Raw genomic sequence first — 20,862 nt, forward strand, 5'->3', positions numbered from 1 at the left:
TTGGCGTATCCCGTCCGCGACCCGATATCGGTCCCACCATCGTGCCGAAGGAACCCGTGTGAACCCGATCGATCGCCGCCGCCTGTTACGCGCGGCCGCCCTTGGCGGCGGCGGCATGGCGCTGGCCGCCGCGACGCCGGCATGGGCGCGCAGCGTCGCGACCGGGCTGGCCGACGTGCTGCCGGTCGTGTCGGGAGACGATATCGTGCTGCGGATCGCGCGGCAGGTGCTGATGGTGGACGGGGTCGCCACCCGCGCGGTCGGGATCAACGGATCGTCCCCCGCCCCGCTGATCCGCCTGCGCGAAGGGCAGACCGCGCGCATCCGCGTGGTCAACGATCTCGACGTCGATACCTCGCTCCACTGGCACGGGCTGCTGGTGCCGTTCCAGTATGACGGCGTGCCCGGCGTTTCGTTTCCCGGCATCGCGCCGGGGACGTCCTTCACCTATGAATTTCCGGTGCGGCAGAACGGCACCTACTGGTATCACAGCCATTCGGGCGGACAGGAGCAGGAGGGGCTGTACGGTCCGATCGTAATCGACCCCGCCGGTCCCGATGCGGTGGAATCGGACCGGCAGCACGTCGTCCTGCTGTCCGACCATAGCCGGTCCAGCCCGGCGGCGATCTTTCGCCGGATGAAGGTCCAGCCGGGCTATTACAATTTTCAGCGCCAGACGCTCGGCGGCCTGATCGCGGGCCGCGACCAGCGGGCGAAGGACCGTCACGCATGGGGCGCGATGCGGATGGACCCCGCCGATATCGCCGACGCGACCGGCGCGGCCTATACCTACCTCGTCAACGGCCATGGCCCGCGCGACAACTGGACCGCACTGTTCGATGCCGGGCAACGGGTGCGGCTGCGCATCGTCAACGCATCGGCGATGACCAGTTTCAACGTCCGCATTCCGGGGCTGGCGCTGACGGTGGTGCAGGCCGACGGACTGAACGTCCAGCCGGTGACGGTGGACGAGCTGCAGATCGGCGTCGCCGAAACCTATGACGTGATCGTCACGCCCGAAGATCGCGCTTACACGCTGGTCGGTGAGAGTATCGACCGGTCGGGCATGGCGCGCGCGACGCTGGCCCCCCGCGCCGGCATGACCGCCCCGGTGCCGCCGCTGCGTCCCCGCCCGTTGGCGACGATGGCCGATATGGGGATGCCCGGCATGGGCGACGCGAACGCCCCGCGCGGCGTCGATCCGACCGTCGAACGCAATGCCTCGCGCTACCTCGCCACGCCGGGCGCGCGCGATGTCCTGCCGGATATGCCGGGAATGGATCACGCGGCCATGGATCATGGCGCGATGGACCACGGAACGATGGACCATTCGACGATGGATCACGGCGCGATGAAGATGCGCGATTTCCGCGTCGCGCCGCAGGTGCGCAAGGGTCCGGGGGTCCAGACCCTGTCCGCCATGCCGGTCGACCGCACCGGATATCCGGGACAGGGGCTGGACGGCGTCGGCCACCGCGTACTGACCTATCGCGACCTGAAATCGCTCGATCGCAATCCCGACCTGCGCGCACCCGGTCGGCAGTTCGACATCCACCTGACCGGCAATATGGAACGCTTCATGTGGGGCTTCGACGGTGCGAAAATGTCAGAGGCGCACGAACCTTTCGCCTTTACCGAAGGGGAGCGGGTGCGCGTGAACCTCATCAACGACACGATGATGGGGCATCCGATCCACCTGCACGGCCATTTCTTCGACCTGGTCACGGGGCATGGCGCGTACAGCCCGCGCAAACACACCGTGCTGGTCCAGCCCGGCGGCATGGTCCGGTTCGACCTGACCGCCGATGCGGTCGGCGACTGGGCGTTCCATTGCCACATGCTCTATCACATGCTGGCGGGCATGATGCGCGTCGTCAGCGTCCGCCCGCGCGGCGACGCCGCATGATGCTGGCCGCCCTGCTCGCCACGCTGGTCCCGGCACAGGATCATTCGGGCCATGCCATGCCCGGCATGACGATGCCGATGCCTGCAACGCCCGCCGCCCGACCGCGCGTGCGCAAGCGTCCGGCTGCGAAGCCGACCACGCCCAAGCCCGCCGCGCCCCGACCCGCCGCGCCGAAACCAGCCGCGCCGGTCGACCATTCAGGAATGGATCACTCGCAGACGGACCATTCGACGATGGACCATTCAACGATGGACCATTCGGCGATGGCGGGCATGGATCACACCGCCCCCGCCGCTGCCGATCCCGCGCCCGCCGACCCGCACGCCGGCCACGTCATGACCGCCCCCGCCATCGTCGCGCCGGAAACGGCCCCGCTCGGCACCGACCTGCCGCCGGGGGACGCCCCCGCCCCGCCGGTGCCGACGGCGACATGGGCAGACCGCGTGTGGAACCCCGCCGCGATGGCCCGCGCCCGTGCCACGATGATGCATGACGAAGGCGGCGCGCAGACTTTCGCGCAGGTCATGCTCGACATCGCCGAACTGCGCGTACGCGACGGCGGCACCGGCTATGGCTGGGAAGGCGAAGGCTGGTTCGGCGGCGACATCCATCGGCTGGTGGTCAAGTCCGAAGGCGAAGGCGGCGACCGCGTCGACGCCGCCGAGGTTCAGGCACTCTATTCGCGCGCGATCGGACCCTATTTCAACCTTCAGGCAGGCGTCCGGCACGACATCCGCCCGACGCCGACGCGTACCTTCGCGACTATCGGGGTCGAAGGACTGGCCCCCTATTGGTTCGAGGTCGAGGCGGCGGCGCTCGTGTCGACCAAGGGCGAACTGCTCGCCCGGATCGAAGGCTATTACGACCAGCGTCTGACGCAACGCTGGATCGCGCAGCCGCGCGCCGAACTGAACCTGTCGGCACAGGACATTCGCGACACCGGCACCGGATCGGGCATCACCGCCGCCGAACTGGGCCTGCGCCTGCGCTACGAGATCACCCGCGAATTCGCGCCCTATGTCGGCGTCTCGTGGGAACGCACATTCGGCGACACCGCCCGCTTCGCCCGCACGCGCGGCGGCGACAGCGGCGGTGCGAGCATCGTGGCAGGCGTGCGGGCGTGGTTCTGAAGCGTGATGATGTAAGGGGTGACTGTTTACCTTGATGCCGTGGGTGCCGACGACGCCGGCGACCACCAAACACCGACCGATCGCCTTAAAACGTAACCCATTCCTCGCCGCCCGGCGCGACGACGTCCTCGACCTTGTCGCCCAGCTTCGTCACCGCCAGCAGGATCGCCAGCACGACCAGCAGGTCGAACACGACCACCGCCCCCCACAGGAAGGCGGGGTGGAACGGGCCGATGCGATCGAACCCGTCCCGCGTCACCCGCGCGGCATCATGCCTCATCCGCCTAGCGCTGCCTGTGCCGCTGCCAGCCGGGCGATCGGCACGCGGTACGGGCTTGCCGATACGTAATCCAGACCGACCTTTTCACAGAACGCGATCGATGCCGGGTCGCCGCCATGTTCGCCGCAGATGCCCAGCTTGATGTCGGGGCGCGTCTTGCGTCCGCGTTCGGCGGCCAGTTCGATCAACTCGCCCACGCCCTCGACGTCGATCGATACGAACGGATCGCGGGCATAGATGCCCTTGTCGACATAGGCGCCCAGGAACCGGCTGGCGTCGTCGCGGCTGACGCCCAGCGTCGTCTGGGTCAGATCGTTGGTGCCGAAGGAGAAGAATTCCCCGGCCTCCGCGATCTCGCCTGCCTTCAATGCGGCGCGCGGCAGTTCGATCATCGTGCCGACCAGATACTCGATCCGCCGGCCCTTGTCGGCGAACACCGCCTCTGCCGCCGCATCGACCACCGCCTTCATCAACTCCAGCTCGCGCTTGGTGCCGACCAGTGGGATCATGACTTCGGGGATCGGGGCCGCACCCGATTTCTCCGCGACGATCACCGCCGCCTCGAAGATCGCGCGGGCCTGCATCTCGTAGATTTCGGGATAGGTCACGCCCAGCCGGCACCCGCGATGGCCCAGCATCGGGTTGAATTCGTGCAATTCCGCCGCGCGGCGCTTCAACTGCTCGACCGCGATGCCAGCCGCCTGTGCGACCTCGTCGAACTCGGCTTCCGCATGCGGCAGGAATTCGTGCAGCGGCGGATCGAGCAGGCGGATGGTGCAGGGCAGCCCGACCATCACCTCGAAGATCTCGACGAAATCGCTGCGCTGTTCGGGCAGCAGCTTTTCCAGCGCGACGCGCCGACCAGCCTCGTCCTCGGCAAGGATCATCTGGCGCACCGACGTGATCCGGCTCTGTTCGAAGAACATATGCTCGGTACGGCACAGCCCGATGCCTTCCGCGCCGAATTCGCGCGCGGTGCGGCAATCGAGCGGGGTTTCGGCATTGGCGCGCACCTTCAGCCGGCGGACGCCATCGGCCCATTCCATCATCGTGCCGAAATCGCCCGCCAGTTCGGGCTGCACCGTCGCCACCGCGCCGGCCATCACCTCACCAGTCGAACCGTCGATCGTGACGATATCACCTTCGCGAATCTCGCGCCCGGCGACCTTCATCACGCCCGCCTTCGCATCGATCGAGATGCTGCCCGCGCCGGACACGCACGGCCGGCCCATGCCTCGCGCCACGACGGCGGCGTGGCTGGTCATCCCGCCGCGTGCGGTCAGGATGCCGCGCGCGGCGTGCATGCCGTGAATATCCTCGGGGCTGGTTTCGGTGCGGATCAGGATCACCGCGTCGCCCGCGTTCGACCGGCGCTCCGCCGTGTCGCTGTCGAACACCGCCACGCCGCTCGCCGCGCCCGGCGATGCCGGCAGCCCCTTGGTCAGCACGTCGCGCCGCGCCTTGGGGTCCAGCGTCGGGTGCAGGAGCTGGTCCAGCGCCTGCGGATCGACACGCAGGATCGCTTCCTCGCGCGTGATCAGCCCTTCCTCGGCCATGTCGACCGCGATCTTCAGCGCGGCCTTGGCCGTCCGCTTGCCCGACCGCGTCTGCAACATCCACAGCTTGCCCTGCTGCACCGTGAATTCGATGTCCTGCATGTCGCGATAATGCTTTTCCAGCCGGTCGAACACCGCCGCCAGTTCGGCATAGGCGTCGGGCATCGCCTCTTCCATCGATGCCGGCTTGGCATTCGCCGCCTCACGCGCCGCCAGCGTCAGATATTGCGGCGTGCGGATGCCCGCCACCACGTCTTCGCCCTGCGCGTTGATCAGGAATTCGCCGTAATAGGCATTGGCCCCGGTCGACGGATCGCGCGTGAACGCCACGCCAGTCGCCGACGTGTCGCCCATGTTGCCGAACACCATCGCCTGCACGTTCACCGCCGTGCCCCAGTCGCCGGGAATGTTGTTCAACCGGCGATACACCTTGGCCCGGTCCGCCTGCCACGATCCGAACACCGCGCCGATCGCGCCCCACAACTGGTCGTGCACGTCCTGCGGGAACGGCTTGCCCCACAATTCCTCGACGATCGCCTTGTATTCGGCCACCAGCGCCTGCCAGTCGGCGGCGGTCAGTTCGGTGTCGAGATAATAGCCGCGATCTTCCTTCGCGATTTCCAGCGCCTCCTCGAACCGGCCATGGTCCAGTTCCAGCACGACGTCCGAATACATCTGGATGAAGCGGCGATAGCTGTCCCATGCGAACCGCGCATCGTCCGACACGGCCGCCAGCCCCTGCACCGTCGCGTCGTTCAGCCCGAGGTTCAGCACCGTGTCCATCATGCCCGGCATCGACACCCGCGCGCCCGACCGCACCGACACCAGCAGCGGATCGGCTTCGTCGCCGAACTTCTTGCCCGTGATCCCCTCGATATGGATCAGGCCGTTCGCGACCTCATCGCGCAGCGAATCGGGAAAGGACTGGCCTTCCTCGTAATAGCGCGTGCACATCGTGGTCGCGATGGTGAAGCCCGGCGGCACCGGCAGGCCGATGGACGCCATTTCGTCCAGATTCGCGCCCTTGCCGCCCAGCAGCGTCTTGTCGCCCGACCCGCCGTCCGAAACCCCGCCGCCGAAGCGATAGACATATTGCGTCATGCAGTCCGTTCCTGTGCTGTCCGCAGACGCCGGCGGCGACCGCGGGTTGGGTGTGCGGACCGGACGAGCCGGCCCGTCGCCCGGCCGCGATTCGCGGCCGGGCAGTACGAACCCCCGTTAAACGGGTTAAACGTCCAGGTCAGCCCTCAATTTTCGAGAAGTCGGCCACCTGATGTACCGCTTTGCGTACGCGTGCGAGCAGCGCCAGCCGGTGCGCGCGCTTGTTCGCGTTCGCGTCGTTGACCGTCACGTCGGTGAAGAATGCGTCGATCGGCCCGCGCAGCGTCGCAAGCGCCGCCATCGCGCCCGCGAAATCCTCCGCCGCGATCGCCTGCGCCGCGCGCGGCTCGGCAGCGTCCAGCGCCGCCATCAGCGCGGCCTCGGCCGGTTCGAACGCATGTTTCTCGCGCTCGGTGCGGGCGAACTCGGCAACGATCGGCGCGAAATCGGGGTCCTCGACCTCGACCAGCGGGTCTTCCTCCCCGGTCGCGGGTATTTCCGCGACGGCGGGGACCGGCCCTTCCTTCTTCAGGATATTCGCCGCCCGCTTGTACCCGGCCAACAGGTTCGCACCGTCCTCGGTCGTGACGAACGCCTGCAACGCGTGAACGCGCGCGAGCAGCCGGACAAGGTCGTCTTCGCCCCCCAGCGCGAACACCGCGTCGATCAAGTCGTGCCGGACGCCGGCTTCGCGTTGCTGGACCTTTAGGCGGTCGGCGAAGAAATCGACGGAAAGCTTGACAAAATCGGGATCGAACCGACCGTTTCGACGCTGGGGATCCCCTTCTTTCAAGATCTTCTGGAAAGCTTCATTCGTTTGTTCTTCATCACGAATAGCGACGCTAAGTGAGTTCCAGAGTTCTGCTAATTCACCTTTGGTATCGCGAATGACAACGTCACTGATTGCCATGCGGCCGCTTCGGAGAAGGGCCGCGCTCACCGAAAGCCGTAATTTATTCGCAAGGACTAATGCGATGATTGCCAGCGCAGCCCGTCGCAATGCGAAGGGGTCACGTGAACCGGATGGACGTTCCGAAACTAAGAAAAAAGAAGCAATCGTATCCAGCTTGTCCGCCAGCGCCACCGCCACCGTAACCGGCTCGGTAGGCACGTCATCCCCCTGCCCGACCGGCTTGTAATGATCCCGGATCGCGTCCGCGACTTCCTGCGGTTCACCCTGCGCAGCGGCATAATAGCCGCCCATCAGCCCCTGCAATTCGGGAAATTCCCCGACCATGCCGGTGACGAGATCGGCCTTCGCCAGCCGCGCCGCGCGTCCGGCCAGCGCCGGATCGCAGCCGGGCACGATGCCCTGCGTCGCCAGCCATTCGGCCAGCTTCGCCACCCGCTCGACCTTGTCCGCGACCGTGCCCAGCTTTTCGTGGAACACGATCTTGTCCAGCTTCGGCAACTGGTCTTCCAACCGCGTCTTCAGGTCGGTTTCGTAGAAGAACTTCGCATCCGACAGCCGCGCCGCCAGCACCTTGCGGTTGCCCTCGACGATCCGGTCGCCGCCGTCCGCCGCATCGATATTGGCGGTGCAGACGAACGCGTCGGCAAGCTGCCCTTCGGCATCGCGGCACACGAAATATTTCTGGTTCACCCGCGCGGTCAACTGGATGACCTCCGGCGGGACCGACAGGAACGCGGGATCGAACCGACCGAGCAACGGCACCGGCCATTCGGTCAAGCCCGCATTCTCGATCAGCAGACCTTCATCCTCGACCAGCGTCAGCCCGGCCCCGGTCGCCGCCATCTTGGCACCGATCGCGATGATCGCCGCGCGCTCGTTCTGATCGACCACCACGTGGCACGCACGCAGCTTTTCGACATAGTCCGCCGCCGACCCGATGGTGATGGCGCCCGGATGGTGGAAGCGATGCCCCACCGTCGCCGCGCCGCTGGTTACGCCCGCGACCTCGCACGGCACGATCATCTCACCGAACAGCGCGACGATCCCCTGCAACGGCCGCACCCAGCGCGGGCTTTCCGGGCTGAGCGAGGCGGCGCCCCAGCGCATCGACTTGGGCCACGGAAACGCCCGGACGATCGCGGGGATCGCGGCGGCCAGCACCTGCGCCGTCTCGCGCCCCGGCTGTTCGGTCACCGCGAACAATATGCCGTCGCGTTCGGTCAGCGCGTCGCGCGTCAGCCCGGTCTTGCGCAGGAATCCTTCCAGCGCCTGTGGCGGCGCGGAGGCGCGCGGCCCCTTCACTTCCTCGCGCACCGGCTCGGTCCGTTCGGGCAGGTCGTGCGCGATCAGCGCCAGCCGGCGCGGCGTGGCATAGGTCGTGATCCGCGCGGCGGCGATGCCCGCCTTCGCCAGTTCGGCGGTGAACAGCTTCGCCAGATCCTCGCGCGCGCGGCCCTGCATCCGCGCGGGAATTTCCTCGGAACGCAATTCGAGCAGGAAGTCGGTCATGCCACCCACCCCGGAAACTTCGCCTGCCAGCCCGGCGTCTGCGTCTCGATCCATTTCGCGCACGACCCCTTCGCCAGATCGCGCACCCGCCCGATATAGGCCTGCCGCTCCGCCACCGAGATGACGCCGCGCGCGTTCAACAGGTTGAAGACGTGGCTCGCCTCGATCGCCTGCTCATACGCAGCCAGCGGCACGTCGGCGGCCAGACTGTTCTCGCACTCCGCCGCCGCCTTTCTGAACAGGTCGAACAGCGTATCGGTATCGGCGACCTCGAAATTCCATTTCGACATCTGTTTCTCGTTTTCGAGGAACACGTCGCCGTACGTCACGCCCGCGTCGTTGAACGCCAGGTCGTACACGCTGTCCTTGTCCTGGATGTACATCGCCAGCCGTTCGAGACCATAGGTCAGCTCGCCCGCGACCGGCTTGCAATCGAACCCGCCCATCTGCTGGAAATAGGTGAACTGGGTGACTTCCATCCCGTCGCACCATACTTCCCAGCCGAGCCCCCATGCGCCGAGCGTTGGCGATTCCCAATCATCCTCGACGAAGCGGATATCGTGCTGGGTAAAGTCGATTCCGATCGCCGCCAGCGACCCCAGATACAGTTCCTGCAAGTCGCCGGGCGATGGTTTCAGGATTACCTGATACTGGTAATAATGCTGCAACCGGTTCGGATTCTCGCCATACCGGCCATCGGTCGGACGGCGGCACGGCTGGACGAACGCGGCGTTCCACGGTTCCGGCCCCAGCGCGCGCAGCGTGGTCGCGGGGTGGAACGTCCCCGCCCCCATCCGCATGTCGAACGGTTGCAGGATCACGCATCCCCGGTCGCTCCAATAGTCATGGAGCGTGAGGATCATCTTCTGGAAGGAGAGCGGCTGGGTCACGCCCGAGCGTCTGCCGGATGGGCGTACAGGGGTCAAGCGAGCCGTGGGCGGGTTCGGGACGCAGCGATTTGTCCCTCCGGTTGACCGCCTGCGAGCGTCGGCCCCATGCATCCGCCATGACGTCCGCCCGCCCCGTCCACCTGTTGCGCCACGGGCTCGCCGCCATCGCCGCTTGGCTGTTGCTCGCCAGTCCGGTCGCCGCGCCTGCCGTGCTTCACCCGGCGCTGTGGGCCGCGCGCGATGCAGACACGACGATCTGGCTGTTCGGCACGGTCCACGACCTGCCCCCCGGCACGGCATGGTTGTACCCGGCGGCGGCGAAGGCATTGGCGGCCAGCGATACGCTGGTCCTCGAACTGGTCGCCCCCACCCCGGCGGAAACCGCTGCCGCGCTGGCGGACGCCGCGCCGCCGTCCGACGCACCGCCCCTGCCCGCACGCCTGCCCGCCGCCGTCGCAGCCCGCCTGCCCACCGCGCTGGCAGCGGCGGGTCTGCGCCCCGACGCGTTCGATCGCGCCGATCCGTGGCTGGCGGCGACCGCGCTGACGGCGGCGCGGCTGCACGCGGCGGGCTATCGCCGCGACGGCGCGCCCGAAACGCTGCTCGCCGCCCGCGCCCGTCGCGCGGGCATGCCGGTCATCGGACTGGAGGATCAGGCGGAACAGATCGCGATGTTCGATTCGCTGCCGCATGACGTACAGGTGGCCATGCTGGAACGGACGATCGCCGGCGGCGACCGGGCGGTCGCGGCGATGGCGGAACTGGTTGCGGCGTGGGGTGCGGGCGATACGCACGCGCTGGCGGCGATCGTCGGGCGCGACCTGCCGCCCGCGATGCGCCCCGCGCTGCTGACCGACCGCAACGACCGCTGGGCCGCCGCCATCGCGCGCTGGATGCGCCTTCCCGGCACGCGCTTCGTCGCGGTCGGTGCGGGGCATCTGGCGGGGCCGGACGCCGTGCAGGCCCGGCTGCGGCTGCGCGGCATCGCGACCGCGCGCGTACGGTCGCGCGTACGGTGATGCGGATCGGCGCTGTCCTACACGACTCGGTCCTGCCATGATCCTGTCGCCCGCCGGAATGCCGGCCGTTCTTTGACATCGTCGTCGCGCCGGACCGCGTTTCGTCGCAAATGCGCACGAGTGTGACTTTCGTGACCTTTGGCGGAAATCCGCGGATGCCGCCGCGCAATCTTGCGTCCGCCGCCCCTTTGCCCTATGCGCCCGCGCTTGTCGTGGACGGGGTCATCCCTGGAGGCCCGCCCGCGCCAAGGTACATGAATCTAACGCACTGGAAGACATGATGAGCGATACGCTGCACCTGTCGGCCGAGACGCGTGACCGGGCTGGCAAGGGAGCCTCCCGGGCACTTCGTCGCGAAGGCCGCGTCCCCGCCGTAATCTATGGCAACAAGCAGGAGCCGCAGGGCATCCATGTGAATGCCCGCGAACTGATGAAGCAGCTGATGACCGGCCACTTCATGAACTCGGTCATCATGGTCGACGTCGGCGGCAAGCAGATCCGCACGCTGGCCAAGGACGTCAGCTTCGACGTCGTGACCGACCAGCCGATCCATGTCGACTTCCTGCGCATCGCCAAGGACGCGACCGTGACCGTCGCCGTGCCGGTGGTGTTCATCAACGAAGACGACGCGCCTGGCATCAAGCGTGCGAACGGCGTGCTGAACGTCGTGCGCCACGAAGTCGAGCTGGTGGTCGATGCGTCGAACATCCCCAGCGAGATCACGATCGACCTGACCGGCCGCGAAGTCGGCGATTCGATCCACATCTCCGACGTGACGCTGCCCGACGGCGTGGAGCCTTCGGTCGACGACCGCGACTTCACCATCGCCACGATCGTGCCGCCGACCGTCCCGACGCAGGCTGACGAGGCGCTGGCCGCCGAAGTCGCCGAAGCGCAGTCGGCCGAGCATGAGGCCGAACTGGCCGGTGAAGCTGCCGAAGTCGAGCCGAACGACGACGACAACGACGACGACAAGATCACGCCCCAGAAGAAGGGCTGATCTTTTCGGCTTCTGCCCCGGGCATAACGCCGTTCATGCTGAGTAGGGGCTGAGCTTGTCGAAGACCCGTATCGAAGTACCGCCTGGACGGACCTTCGATACGCCATTTCGACAAGCTCAATGGCTACTCAGCACGAACGGCGGAGGCGGACAGGTCCGTGCCGGGAATGGCCTGATCGGGGGCGGGGCGGTGCTGCGGCACGGCCCCGCCCCTTTCGTATGAAGAAGGGTGCGCGTGATGCAATTGTGGACAGGGCTGGGCAATCCGGGGCCGCAATATGCCATGCACCGCCACAATATCGGCTTCATGGCGGTCGACGCGATCGCGGCGGTCCACGGCTTCTCCGCGCCGAAGCGCGCGTTTCAGGGCTGGGTACAGGAAGGGCGCATCGGCACGCACCGGGTGCTACTGCTGAAACCCGGCACGTGGATGAACGAAAGCGGCCGCGCGGTCGGCGAAGCGATGCGCTTCTACAAGCTGGACCCGGCCGCCGTGACGCTGTTCCACGACGAACTCGACCTTGCCCCGTTCAAGCTGAAGGTGAAGACCGGCGGCGGCACCGCCGGCCATAACGGGCTGCGCTCGACCGACGCGCATATCGGCGCGGACTTCCGCCGCGTGCGGCTGGGCATCGGCCATCCGGGGCACAAGGACCGGGTGACGCCGCATGTGCTGGGCAATTTCGCGAAGGCCGAGATGGACGACCTGACCGACCTGCTCGGCGCGGTCGCGGCGGAGGCCGAATGGCTCGCGGCGGGCGACGACGTGCGGTTCATGAACGAGGTCGCCCGACGGATGGCGTGAGGCAGGCCGTCGTCCTGTCACTGCCTGATCCCCCGCTACCCGCTACCCGCGCTCCCCAGCCCCACCCGTCCATGCTGAGTAGGGACTGAGCGAAGTCGAAGGCCCGTATCGAAGCACCCTAGCCCGACTCACCCCCGCCGCTCGCCGAGGGCGTCCAGCGCATCGGCATTGTCCCGCGCCCAGCCATAGAGCATCTCGACCGGCTCCAGAAACCGCCTGCCGAGCACTGTCAGCCGATACTCGACCGCGGGCGGCATCCCGTCGCCGACATGCCGCGTCAACAGCCCCGCCTCTTCCATCCGCCGCAACGTCTGCGTCAGCATCTTCTGCGAAATGCCCGGCAGGCTGCGCTGCAACGCGCCGGTGCGGGCCGCCCCGCCGTGGCGCGCGTGCAGCGTGTGCAGCACCATGCTGGTCCATTTGGTCGCGAACATCGTCAGGATGCGGCGCGGCGCGCAATCCTCCCGCCATTCGTCCTCGTTCGATCCGGCTTGCATGCTGGGCACCTTCTGGTGCCGTCTGGAAGGCACGCCAATGCGTTACCAGCTTTGCGCATCAACCGAAACGGAGCGTACACATGGGCAAGACAGCATTGGTGGTCGGGGCCAGCGGGATCGTCGGCAACGCGACTGCGACCCTGCTGACGCAGCGCGGATGGGCCGTCCACGGCCTCGCCCGCAATCCCGCCGCACAGGACGGCGTCAAACCCGTCGCCGCCGACCTGCGCGATGCCGCCGCGACGGCGACGGCGCTGAAGGGGGTCGATCCCGACGCGGTGTTCATCACCACGTGGCTGCGGCAGGACAGCGAGGCGGAAAATATCCGCGTCAATTCGGCGATGGTCCGCAACCTGCTGAACGGCCTGCCGGCACCCACCCGGCCGCGCCATGTCGCGCTGGTCACCGGGCTGAAACATTATCTCGGGCCGTTCGAGGCGTACGGCAAGGGCGCGCTGCCGCAGACGCCGTTCCGCGAGGAACAGGGCCGGCTGGACGTCGAAAATTTCTACTACGCGCAGGAGGACGAACTGTTCGCCGCTGCCGCGCGCGACGGGTTCACGTGGAGCGTCCACCGCCCGCACACTGTCATCGGCAAGGCGGTCGGCAACGCCATGAACATGGGCACGACGCTGGCGGTCTATGCCACGCTGTGCCGCGAAACCGGTCGCCCCTTCGCCTTCCCCGGATCGGCGGCGCAGTGGAACGGGCTGACCGACATGACCGACGCCGGGCAACTGGCCGAACAGATGCTGTGGGCGACCGGGACGAAGGCGGCGCAGAACGAGGCGTTCAATATCGTCAACGGCGACATCTTCCGTTGGGAATGGATGTGGTCGCGGATCGCGCAATGGTTCGGCGTCGAACCCGCGCCGTTCGACGGCACGCCCCGCCCGCTCGAAGAACAGATGGCCGGCGATGCCGGCCTGTGGCGCACGATCGCGCAACGCGAGGGGCTGGCCGAACCCGATCTCGCGCGCCTCGCCTCGCCATGGCATACCGACGCCGATCTGGGTCGCCCGATCGAGGTCGTGACGGACATGTCGAAAAGCCGCCGGCTGGGCTTCACCGGCTATCGCGCGACCGACGACGCGTTCTTCGCGCTGTTCGAACGGCTGCGGGCCGACCGGCTTCTTCCGTAAGCCGGGGCGCGTTGCCTTTCCAACCCGCGCCATTTGCGGCAAGCGGACGGCTGGCCCGAAGGGATCGACCATGACCGTCCGCTCGCTGTTTCCGACCACCCTGTATGAAGAAGCCATCGCCGACGATGCGTTGATCGCCGATCTCGACGCATCGGTTCGGATGCTGGCGGAAGAGGACATGGCGGGACGCCGCTGGTCGAAGGCGCATGCCTATCGTGGCTATACGTCCTACGCCTCGCTCAACGACCTGCCGATGCGCGATCCGGCCTTTGCCGACCTCAAGCGCGTCCTCGACCGGCATGTCGCGGCGTTCGCGGCGGCGTGCGGCTTCGATCTGGCGGGACGGCGGCTGAAACTCGACAGCCTGTGGGTCAATCTGCTCAAGCCCGGCGGGGGTCACTCGGGGCATCTGCACCCGCACAGTGTCGTGTCGGGCACGCTGTATGTCGCCGTCCCCGACGGCGCGGGCGGTATCCGGTTCGAAGACCCGCGCCTGCCGATGCTGATGGCCGCCCCCACCCGCCCCGGCACGTTCGACACGGTCGCGCCGCGCGCCGGCACGCTGTTGCTGTGGGAAAGCTGGTTGCGTCACGAAGTCCTGCCGCATGCCGGCAAGGGCGAACGGATCAGCGTCAGCTTCAATTATCGCTGGTAATCATCCGCGACAGGCGGGCTTCGTCCGCCGGACCACCTGATCGCCTGCAAAACGCATCGCGCCCTTGGGCGTCGTTCCGGTCATGACCACCGTGCCAGTCAACCCGTTCGCATCGTAGCTGCCGCGCCGGACCACGTTCAGCGGCGTGCCATTGCGCTGCGGACACGACAGCGTCTGTTCGTAGCGCCCGCCCGCCAGTTGCTGGTGCAGCACGGTGCACTTCGCCTTCGGATCGGGCGACAGCAGCGCCACGGCCCCAGTCTGCGCCAGTGCGGGCGATAGGCATTTCTTTTCCGACCGCGACTTGCCCTTCGCCATCGACAGCAGGAACGACGGCGCGCCCGGCACGACCAGTTCGCGGACCGTCACCGTGCCGGTCCATTCGCCCGGCTGGATCGTCTGTGCCGCCGCGCCGGCGGCAGGCAACAGAAAGGCGAGGAGGATCGGAACGCGCATGCCGCCGATCCTGCCCAATCGCCGTCCTAGCGGCAAGGCCATGCTGGTCAATCCGCGCCGGACGCCCTATGGCGCGTCCGCTCCATCTTTTCAGGAATATGACCAGTGGGTTTTCGCTGCGGTATCGTCGGCCTGCCGAATGTCGGCAAGTCCACCCTCTTCAACGCCCTGACGCAGACGCAGGCGGCGCAGGCGGGGAATTACCCGTTCTGCACGATCGAGCCGAACGTCGGCAACGTCGCGGTTCCCGATCCCCGGCTCGATGCGCTGTCCGACATCGCCGGATCGGCCAAGAAGATCGAGACGCAGCTGGCGTTCGTCGACATCGCCGGGCTGGTGCGCGGCGCGTCGAAGGGTGAAGGGCTGGGCAACCAGTTCCTCGGCAACATCCGCGAGGTGGACGCGATCGTCCACGTCCTGCGCTGTTTCGAGAATGACGACATCCAGCATGTCGACGACCGGGTCGATCCGATCGCCGACGCCGAGACGGTCGAGACCGAGCTGATGCTGTCCGACCTCGAAAGCCTCGAAAAGCGCGTCCCGAACCTCGCGAAGAAGGGACAGCAGGGCGACAAGGAAGCCAAGCTGGCCGCGCAGGTGCTGGGCCGCGCGCTCGACCTGTTGCGCGAAGGCAAGCCCGCGCGGCTGACCGAGATCAAGGATGAGGAGGAACAGCGGCTGTTCGCGCAGGCGCAGTTGCTGACCGCCAAGCCGGTCCTGTACGTCTGCAACGTCAACGAGGAAGACGCCGCCGAAGGTAACGCGCTGTCGACCAAGGTCTTTGCCCGTGCGAAATCCGAAGGTGCCGAGGCGGTGGTCGTCTCAGCCGCGATCGAGGCGGAGATCGCCACGATGGACCCGGCCGACCGCGCCGAGTTCCTGTCCGATCTGGGCCTTGCCGAAACCGGTCTGGCCCGCGTGATCCGCGCCGGCTATTCGCTGCTGCACCTGCTGACGTTCTTCACCGTCGGGCCGAAGGAAGCACGGGCATGGACGGTGTCGGTCGGTGCCCGCGCACCGCAGGCGGCGGGCGAGATCCACAGCGACTTCGAACGCGGCTTCATCCGCGCCGAAACCATCGCCTATGACGACTATATCGCGTGCAAGGGCGAAAGCGGCGCGCGCGACGCCGGACGCCTGCGGTCCGAGGGTAAGGAATATGTCGTGCAGGACGGCGACGTCCTGCTGTTCCGCTTCAACGTCTGACCGGCAAGCGCGCGACCGATTGCCGGTCGCGCGCTTGTCCGTCGATCGTCTCGCCCGATCTTATCGGTGCGTCGCGACGATCGACGACACCACGGTCTGGATCAATTGCTGCCGCTCCGGCACCGGGCGTGCGGTATCGCCGATCAGCACCGCGACGGCATAGGACCGCCCGTCGGGCGCGGTCAGGATGCCGACATCGTTGAACCCCGCCGTCCGCCCACCAAGGTCCTGCCCGGTCCCGGTCTTGTGCGCGACGGTCCATCCCGCCGGCAGTGCGGCGCGAATGCGGGCGCGGCCGGTGCGTGTGTGGGCCATCGTGTCCAGCAACCAGCGCGTCGATCCGACCGACAACAGCTGCCCTTCGTGCAGCCGCGTCAACGCATCGGCGATCGCCCCCGCGCCCGCGCCGTCGGGCGGATCGGCGATATATGCCTGATAGGCCGCCCGGCGCACGTCGGGCGACAGCCGCGAGCGGGCTAGGTTGAAGCCATTGCCCTGCGCATATTCCTGTTTCCACGGCAGCCCGGCGGTCTTCGCCTGCAACAACCGTTCACCCGGACCGAACCGGATGTTGCCCAGCCCGCGCCGGGCGATGAAGTCGCGCACCGCCACCGGCCCGCCCGCCAGCCGCAACAACTTGTCATTGGCGGTATTGTCGCTCATCGTCAGCGCGCGGCGCAGCAGGTCAGCGACGGTCGTGTTGAACACGCCGTTCTTCATCAAATACGCGATCGGCTGATGAAATAGCGTCAGGTCGCTGCGGGTCACCGCCACCGGCGTGTCGAGTTTCAGCCGGCCGGCGTCGATCGCGTCCATCACGGTCATCGCGACCCACAGCTTGCTGACCGACTGCTGCGGCATGCGGCGGTCCATCGCATGGCCGACGACCCAACCGTCGTCGATGCTGCGCACCGCGATACCGACATTGCCCTGAAACCCGCCGCCCAGCGCATTGACCGCCATCACCAGCGCCTGTGGTGCCGGCCGCACCGCCGGGGGCAACGGCACCGCCACGGCATAGGTCGTCGCGCTGGCATGCGCCGATGGCGGCGGCAGCGTGCGCGTCGCCAGCCCGGCGCCCGCCACCGCCAGTAGCCCCAATGTCACCGTCGCCCGTCGCGACCGGACCCAATCGATCATCTTCACCGTCATCCGCACCCCGTCTGCCACGACCATGGTTGACGCAGCGTGAAGCGAAAGAGCAATCGAACCGTATTGCGACGAATGCCCCGCGCCGGACGACGAACCGAACCGCCATGCCGCAGGGTCAACGGCCTCCGCCTATGGCACCAGCACCGTGTCGACCGCGTGCTCGTCGGTCTGCGGATAATCGAGCGTATAGTGCAGCCCCCGGCTCTCCTTGCGATGCAGCGCCGAACGCACGATCAGATCGGCCGACTGCAACAGGTTGCGCAGTTCGATCAGGTCGGGGGTCACCCGGAAGTGGCCGTAATAGTCCTCGACTTCGTCGTTCAGCACCGCGATCCGATGGCGCGCGCGTTCCAGACGCTTGGTGGTGCGGACGATGCCGACGTAATTCCACAGGAAGCGCCGTATTTCGGTCCAGTTCTGCTTGATGACGACTTCCTCGTCCGAATCGGTGACGCGGCTTTCGTCCCACGGCCGGATCGCGGGCGGCACGGGCAGTGCATCCCAATGCGCCGCGATATGCCGCGCCGCCGATTCGCCATAGACGAAGCATTCGAGCAGCGAGTTGCTCGCCAGCCGGTTCGCGCCATGCAGTCCCGACTGCGACACCTCGCCGGCTGCATACAGGCCGGGCAGGTCGGTGCGACCGTCGCGGTCGATCACCACGCCGCCACAGGTGTAATGCTGCGCAGGCACGACCGGGATCGGCTGCGTCGTCATGTCGATGCCCAGCCCCAGCAGCTTTTCGTAGATATTGGGGAAATGCCCCCGCACGAAATCGGGGTCCATGTGGCTGATGTCGAGATGGACATAGTCGAGGCCGTAGCGTTTGATCTCCGCATCGATCGCGCGCGCCACCACGTCGCGGGGGGCGAGTTCGAGCCGCTTGTCGTAATAGGGCATGAAACGCTTGCCGGTCTGCGGGTTGATCAACCGCCCGCCTTCGCCGCGCACCGCTTCGGTAATCAGGAAATTCTTGACCTCCAGATTATAGAGGCAGGTTGGATGGAACTGCATGAATTCCATGTTCGACACCCGGCATCCCGCGCGCCATGCCATCGCGATGCCGTCGCCGGTCGCCCCGCGCGGCGCGGTGCTGAACAGATAGGTGCGCCCCGCCCCGCCGGTCGCAAGGATCGTCGCACGCGCGGTGAACAACTCGACCCGGTCGGTCGCGCGGCTGAATGCGTAGCAGCCCCACACATTGCCCGCGCCCGAATAGCGTTGCTCGTGCCGGCTGGTCGCCAGATCGACGGCGACCATGTCGGGCACCAGCGTGATATTGGGATGCGCCCGTGCTGCACGGATCAGCGCTTCCTGCACCGCCCATCCGGTCGCGTCGTCCACATGGACGATCCGCCGGTGCGAATGTCCGCCCTCCCGCGTGAGGTGCAGCGTCTCTCCGTCCATGTTGAACGGCACGCCCAGCTTGGCCAGACCCGCGATCGCGGCCGGCGCGCTTTCGACCACGAATTCGACGATGGCCCGATCGTTCAGCCCCGCCCCCGCGACCATCGTATCCTCGACATGATTGTCGAACGTGTCGCCGGGTTCGAGCACGGCGGCGATCCCGCCCTGCGCCCACGCGGTCGATCCTTCGTTCAGCGCGCCTTTCGCGAGCACGGTCACGCGGAACCGTTCGGCAAGGTTCAGCGCGGCGGTCAGCCCCGCGGCCCCCGAACCGATGATAAGGACGTCGCTATGATGGGGGTCGGGCAAGGGCGATCCGTTCGCGAAGAGAGAACGGCGGTCCTACCGCGCGGAATCGACGGGGGGAAGTAGCCGCCCCCGCACCGTTCGCCGATGCCGGACTGCCCAAACCCGCCCTGCAACCCAAGCGAAGGTGCGCGCGCGACGGACGCTATCGAACGGAGATTGCGGGCGAAGGAGAGCGGCGTTGCTCACGAGCGAGCTTTCTAGTCGCACCGGCCGCTACCGCACCGCGCCGCATTCGGGCGGGGGGCGATCAGGAACCCTTGGTCAGGTTCAGGAACACATCCTCCAGATCGGCCTCGCGCGTCACCACGTCGACGATGCCGTACCCTTGCGCCGCGACTGCCGCCAGTACGTCGCCTGCATTGGTCACGTCCTTGCGATAGGTGACGACCAGCACCCGGTCGCCCTTGCGCTCCACCTTCTCGAACACGCCCGCCGCCGGCACATCGACGATGTCGCGGTCGACGGTCAGTTCCACCGCCTTGTCCTGCGCCATGCCGACCAGCGCGCGGGTCGGTTCGTTGGCGACGACCCGGCCATGGTCGATGATCGCGATCCGGTCGCACAATTGCTCGGCTTCCTCCAGATAGTGCGTCGTCAGCACCACCGTCACCCCGCCCGCATTCAATTCGCGGACATAGTCCCACAATTGCTGGCGCAGCTGGATGTCGACCCCGGCGGTCGGTTCGTCCAGCACCAGCACCGGCGGCGAATGCACCATCGCCTTCGCCACCATCAACCGGCGCTTCATCCCGCCCGACAGCGTGCGGGCATAGGCATTGGCCTTGTCTTCCAGATGCACCGCTCGCAGCAATTCCATCGTGCGTCGCTTCGCCCGTGGCACGCCATACAGCCCCGCCTGGATCTCCAGCGTTTCGGCGGGCGTGAAGAACGGATCGAACAGGATTTCCTGATTGACGATCCCGATCGACGCCTTTGCATTGCGGGGGTTGCGATCGATGTCGAAGCCCCAGATCGACGCGGTGCCCGACGTCTTGTTGACCAGTCCGGCCAGCGTGTTGATCAGCGTCGACTTGCCCGCGCCATTGGGGCCGAGCAGCCCGAAGATCTGCCCGCGCGGCACGTCGAACGACACCCCGTCCAGTGCGACCTTGGCCGGTGCCCCGCCCTTTCCGGCGGCATAGGTCTTGGACAGGTCGCGGATCGAGATGGCGGCGTCGGTGGCGGGTACGGTCATGCCCCGCGATTACGCGCGCGAAGCGGCCGCGCCAAGTGCGATCGCCGGTCGATTGGCAACTTGTCGGCGAACGGTGCGGTTGCTATCGCGATCTTCATGCTGCCACCGCCCGAAACCGTCCGCGTCACCACCCCCCGCGTCGCCTGCGACGGCGCCGGCGAGATCGCCGCCGCGCTCGGCCATCCGCGCGTCTGGCTCCAGATCGACGAAACCGGCTATGTCGACTGCGGCTATTGCGACCGCCGTTTCGTGCTTGTCGGCGGACCGGCGGACGGTACGGACCAGTCGGGGTTGAAGGATCACGGGGACGGCGCAGGCCGGTAAGGCCGAACGCCGTTCGGACGAACCAGGCTGGCGGCGGACAAGCTCTCCCTTGCCCGTCAACCGATAGCGCGGTTTTGCCACTGCGATTAAACGCCCTGTCTCCCGCCCCAAACGTCATCCCAGCGAAAGCTGGGATCTACCGGTAATCGGGCTGGACAAGCGCCGCGAGAGGCCCCAGCCTTCGCTGGGGCGACGGTTTGGGGTTGGCGCGAACGCCACGCGTAGTAGGGGCTCAGACATGCCGCTGCACGGACCAGATCAGTTGCAGCACAGTCGAAACCGTGACGACTGCCATGCAGACGAACCGTCGAAGGCCGCAAACAAGCAGCCTGCACGGGCGTACCGGGCCACGCGATGACGGCCGCAAGACGAAAACGATCGATCACCGGCACCGTCCGCCCCCCATTCCC

The 20,862-nt window shown here is 67.2% G+C and carries 18 protein-coding genes; 9 read left to right on the forward strand and 9 right to left on the reverse strand.

Translation table 11 applies throughout. The features are described from left to right. Window positions 1-58 precede the first annotated feature (58 nt). Both IFT55_RS11945 and IFT55_RS17605 read left to right on the forward strand, forming a co-directional pair. Window positions 59-1,906, forward strand: a complete 1,848-nt coding sequence (locus tag IFT55_RS11945; protein ID WP_342029302.1) for a copper resistance system multicopper oxidase — start codon at window positions 59-61, stop codon at window positions 1,904-1,906. Next, window positions 1,906-3,036 (forward strand): copper resistance protein B, encoded by a 1,131-nt coding sequence (locus IFT55_RS17605; protein WP_446740726.1) that lies wholly within the window; start codon window positions 1,906-1,908, stop codon window positions 3,034-3,036. The genes IFT55_RS11945 and IFT55_RS17605 overlap by 1 nt, the downstream gene beginning before the upstream one ends. Before the next feature lie 85 nt (window positions 3,037-3,121). On the opposite strand, the gene IFT55_RS11955 is transcribed toward IFT55_RS17605, so the two are convergent. The 4 genes from IFT55_RS11955 to IFT55_RS11970 form a co-directional block, all read right to left on the reverse strand. Further along, window positions 3,122-3,316 carry a hypothetical protein gene (locus IFT55_RS11955; RefSeq protein WP_192092314.1) on the reverse strand — a complete coding sequence of 65 codons (195 nt, stop codon included), beginning with the start codon at window positions 3,314-3,316 and terminating at the stop codon, window positions 3,122-3,124. Continuing rightward, window positions 3,313-5,973: a pyruvate, phosphate dikinase gene (gene ppdK, locus IFT55_RS11960; RefSeq protein WP_192092316.1), complete on the reverse strand. Its 2,661-nt coding sequence runs from the start codon at window positions 5,971-5,973 to the stop codon at window positions 3,313-3,315. Before ppdK ends, IFT55_RS11955 begins: the two co-directional genes overlap by 4 nt. A 139-nt stretch (window positions 5,974-6,112) precedes the next feature. Further along, window positions 6,113-8,395, reverse strand: a complete 2,283-nt coding sequence (glyS, locus tag IFT55_RS11965; protein ID WP_192092534.1) for a glycine--tRNA ligase subunit beta — start codon at window positions 8,393-8,395, stop codon at window positions 6,113-6,115. Next, window positions 8,392-9,258 (reverse strand): glycine--tRNA ligase subunit alpha, encoded by an 867-nt coding sequence (locus IFT55_RS11970; RefSeq protein ID WP_192092536.1) that lies wholly within the window; start codon window positions 9,256-9,258, stop codon window positions 8,392-8,394. Before IFT55_RS11970 ends, glyS begins: the two co-directional genes overlap by 4 nt. A 143-nt stretch (window positions 9,259-9,401) precedes the next feature. On the opposite strand from IFT55_RS11970, the gene IFT55_RS11975 reads away from it, so the two are divergent. The 3 genes from IFT55_RS11975 to pth all read left to right on the forward strand — a co-directional run bounded on the left by IFT55_RS11975 (window position 9,402) and on the right by pth (window position 12,109). Next, window positions 9,402-10,304: a TraB/GumN family protein gene (locus IFT55_RS11975; protein ID WP_192092318.1), complete on the forward strand. Its 903-nt coding sequence runs from the start codon at window positions 9,402-9,404 to the stop codon at window positions 10,302-10,304. Window positions 10,305-10,584: 280 nt separating this feature from the next. Then, on the forward strand, window positions 10,585-11,304 hold the full coding sequence (locus IFT55_RS11980) for a 50S ribosomal protein L25/general stress protein Ctc (protein WP_192092320.1): 720 nt from the start codon (window positions 10,585-10,587) through the stop codon (window positions 11,302-11,304). Window positions 11,305-11,542: 238 nt separating this feature from the next. After that, window positions 11,543-12,109, forward strand: coding sequence for an aminoacyl-tRNA hydrolase (pth, locus tag IFT55_RS11985; RefSeq protein ID WP_192092322.1), 567 nt, complete (start codon window positions 11,543-11,545; stop codon window positions 12,107-12,109). 128 nt (window positions 12,110-12,237) lie between these two features. On the opposite strand, the gene IFT55_RS11990 is transcribed toward pth, so the two are convergent. Then, complete coding sequence (locus IFT55_RS11990) at window positions 12,238-12,606, reverse strand: winged helix-turn-helix transcriptional regulator (protein WP_192092323.1); 369 nt, start codon at window positions 12,604-12,606, stop codon at window positions 12,238-12,240. Window positions 12,607-12,686: 80 nt separating this feature from the next. Between IFT55_RS11990 and IFT55_RS11995 the strand changes: the two genes are divergently transcribed. Both IFT55_RS11995 and IFT55_RS12000 read left to right on the forward strand, forming a co-directional pair. Continuing rightward, the gene (locus tag IFT55_RS11995; RefSeq protein ID WP_192092325.1) at window positions 12,687-13,748 is read left to right on the forward strand and encodes an SDR family oxidoreductase; all 1,062 of its coding nucleotides are present in this window, start codon (window positions 12,687-12,689) and stop codon (window positions 13,746-13,748) included. 70 nt (window positions 13,749-13,818) lie between these two features. Then, a complete protein-coding gene (locus tag IFT55_RS12000; protein ID WP_192092327.1) occupies window positions 13,819-14,403 on the forward strand; it encodes a TIGR02466 family protein in 585 nt (194 codons plus the stop codon). On the opposite strand, the gene IFT55_RS12005 is transcribed toward IFT55_RS12000, so the two are convergent. Continuing rightward, window positions 14,404-14,859 carry a DUF3617 domain-containing protein gene (locus IFT55_RS12005; RefSeq protein WP_192092329.1) on the reverse strand — a complete coding sequence of 152 codons (456 nt, stop codon included), beginning with the start codon at window positions 14,857-14,859 and terminating at the stop codon, window positions 14,404-14,406. Between the two features lie 105 nt (window positions 14,860-14,964). Between IFT55_RS12005 and ychF the strand changes: the two genes are divergently transcribed. Next, window positions 14,965-16,065 carry a redox-regulated ATPase YchF gene (gene ychF, locus IFT55_RS12010; RefSeq protein ID WP_192092330.1) on the forward strand — a complete coding sequence of 367 codons (1,101 nt, stop codon included), beginning with the start codon at window positions 14,965-14,967 and terminating at the stop codon, window positions 16,063-16,065. 60 nt (window positions 16,066-16,125) lie between these two features. On the opposite strand, the gene IFT55_RS12015 is transcribed toward ychF, so the two are convergent. The 3 genes from IFT55_RS12015 to IFT55_RS12025 form a co-directional block, all read right to left on the reverse strand. Continuing rightward, a complete protein-coding gene (locus IFT55_RS12015) occupies window positions 16,126-17,241 on the reverse strand; it encodes a serine hydrolase (protein ID WP_249403790.1) in 1,116 nt (371 codons plus the stop codon). Between the two features lie 105 nt (window positions 17,242-17,346). Next, entirely contained in the window at window positions 17,347-18,933 is a 1,587-nt protein-coding gene (nadB, locus tag IFT55_RS12020; protein WP_192092332.1) for an L-aspartate oxidase, read from the reverse strand. Between the two features lie 247 nt (window positions 18,934-19,180). Next, a complete protein-coding gene (locus tag IFT55_RS12025) occupies window positions 19,181-20,128 on the reverse strand; it encodes an ABC transporter ATP-binding protein (protein WP_192092334.1) in 948 nt (315 codons plus the stop codon). Window positions 20,129-20,224: 96 nt separating this feature from the next. Here IFT55_RS12025 and IFT55_RS12030 point away from each other — a divergent pair, with 96 nt between their 5' ends. Further along, window positions 20,225-20,452 (forward strand): zinc-finger domain-containing protein, encoded by a 228-nt coding sequence (locus tag IFT55_RS12030; RefSeq protein ID WP_192092336.1) that lies wholly within the window; start codon window positions 20,225-20,227, stop codon window positions 20,450-20,452. Window positions 20,453-20,862: the final 410 nt, after the last annotated feature.

This window comes from Sphingomonas sp. CFBP 13720 (genome assembly GCF_014842075.1).
Classification (GTDB): domain Bacteria; phylum Pseudomonadota; class Alphaproteobacteria; order Sphingomonadales; family Sphingomonadaceae; genus Sphingomonas.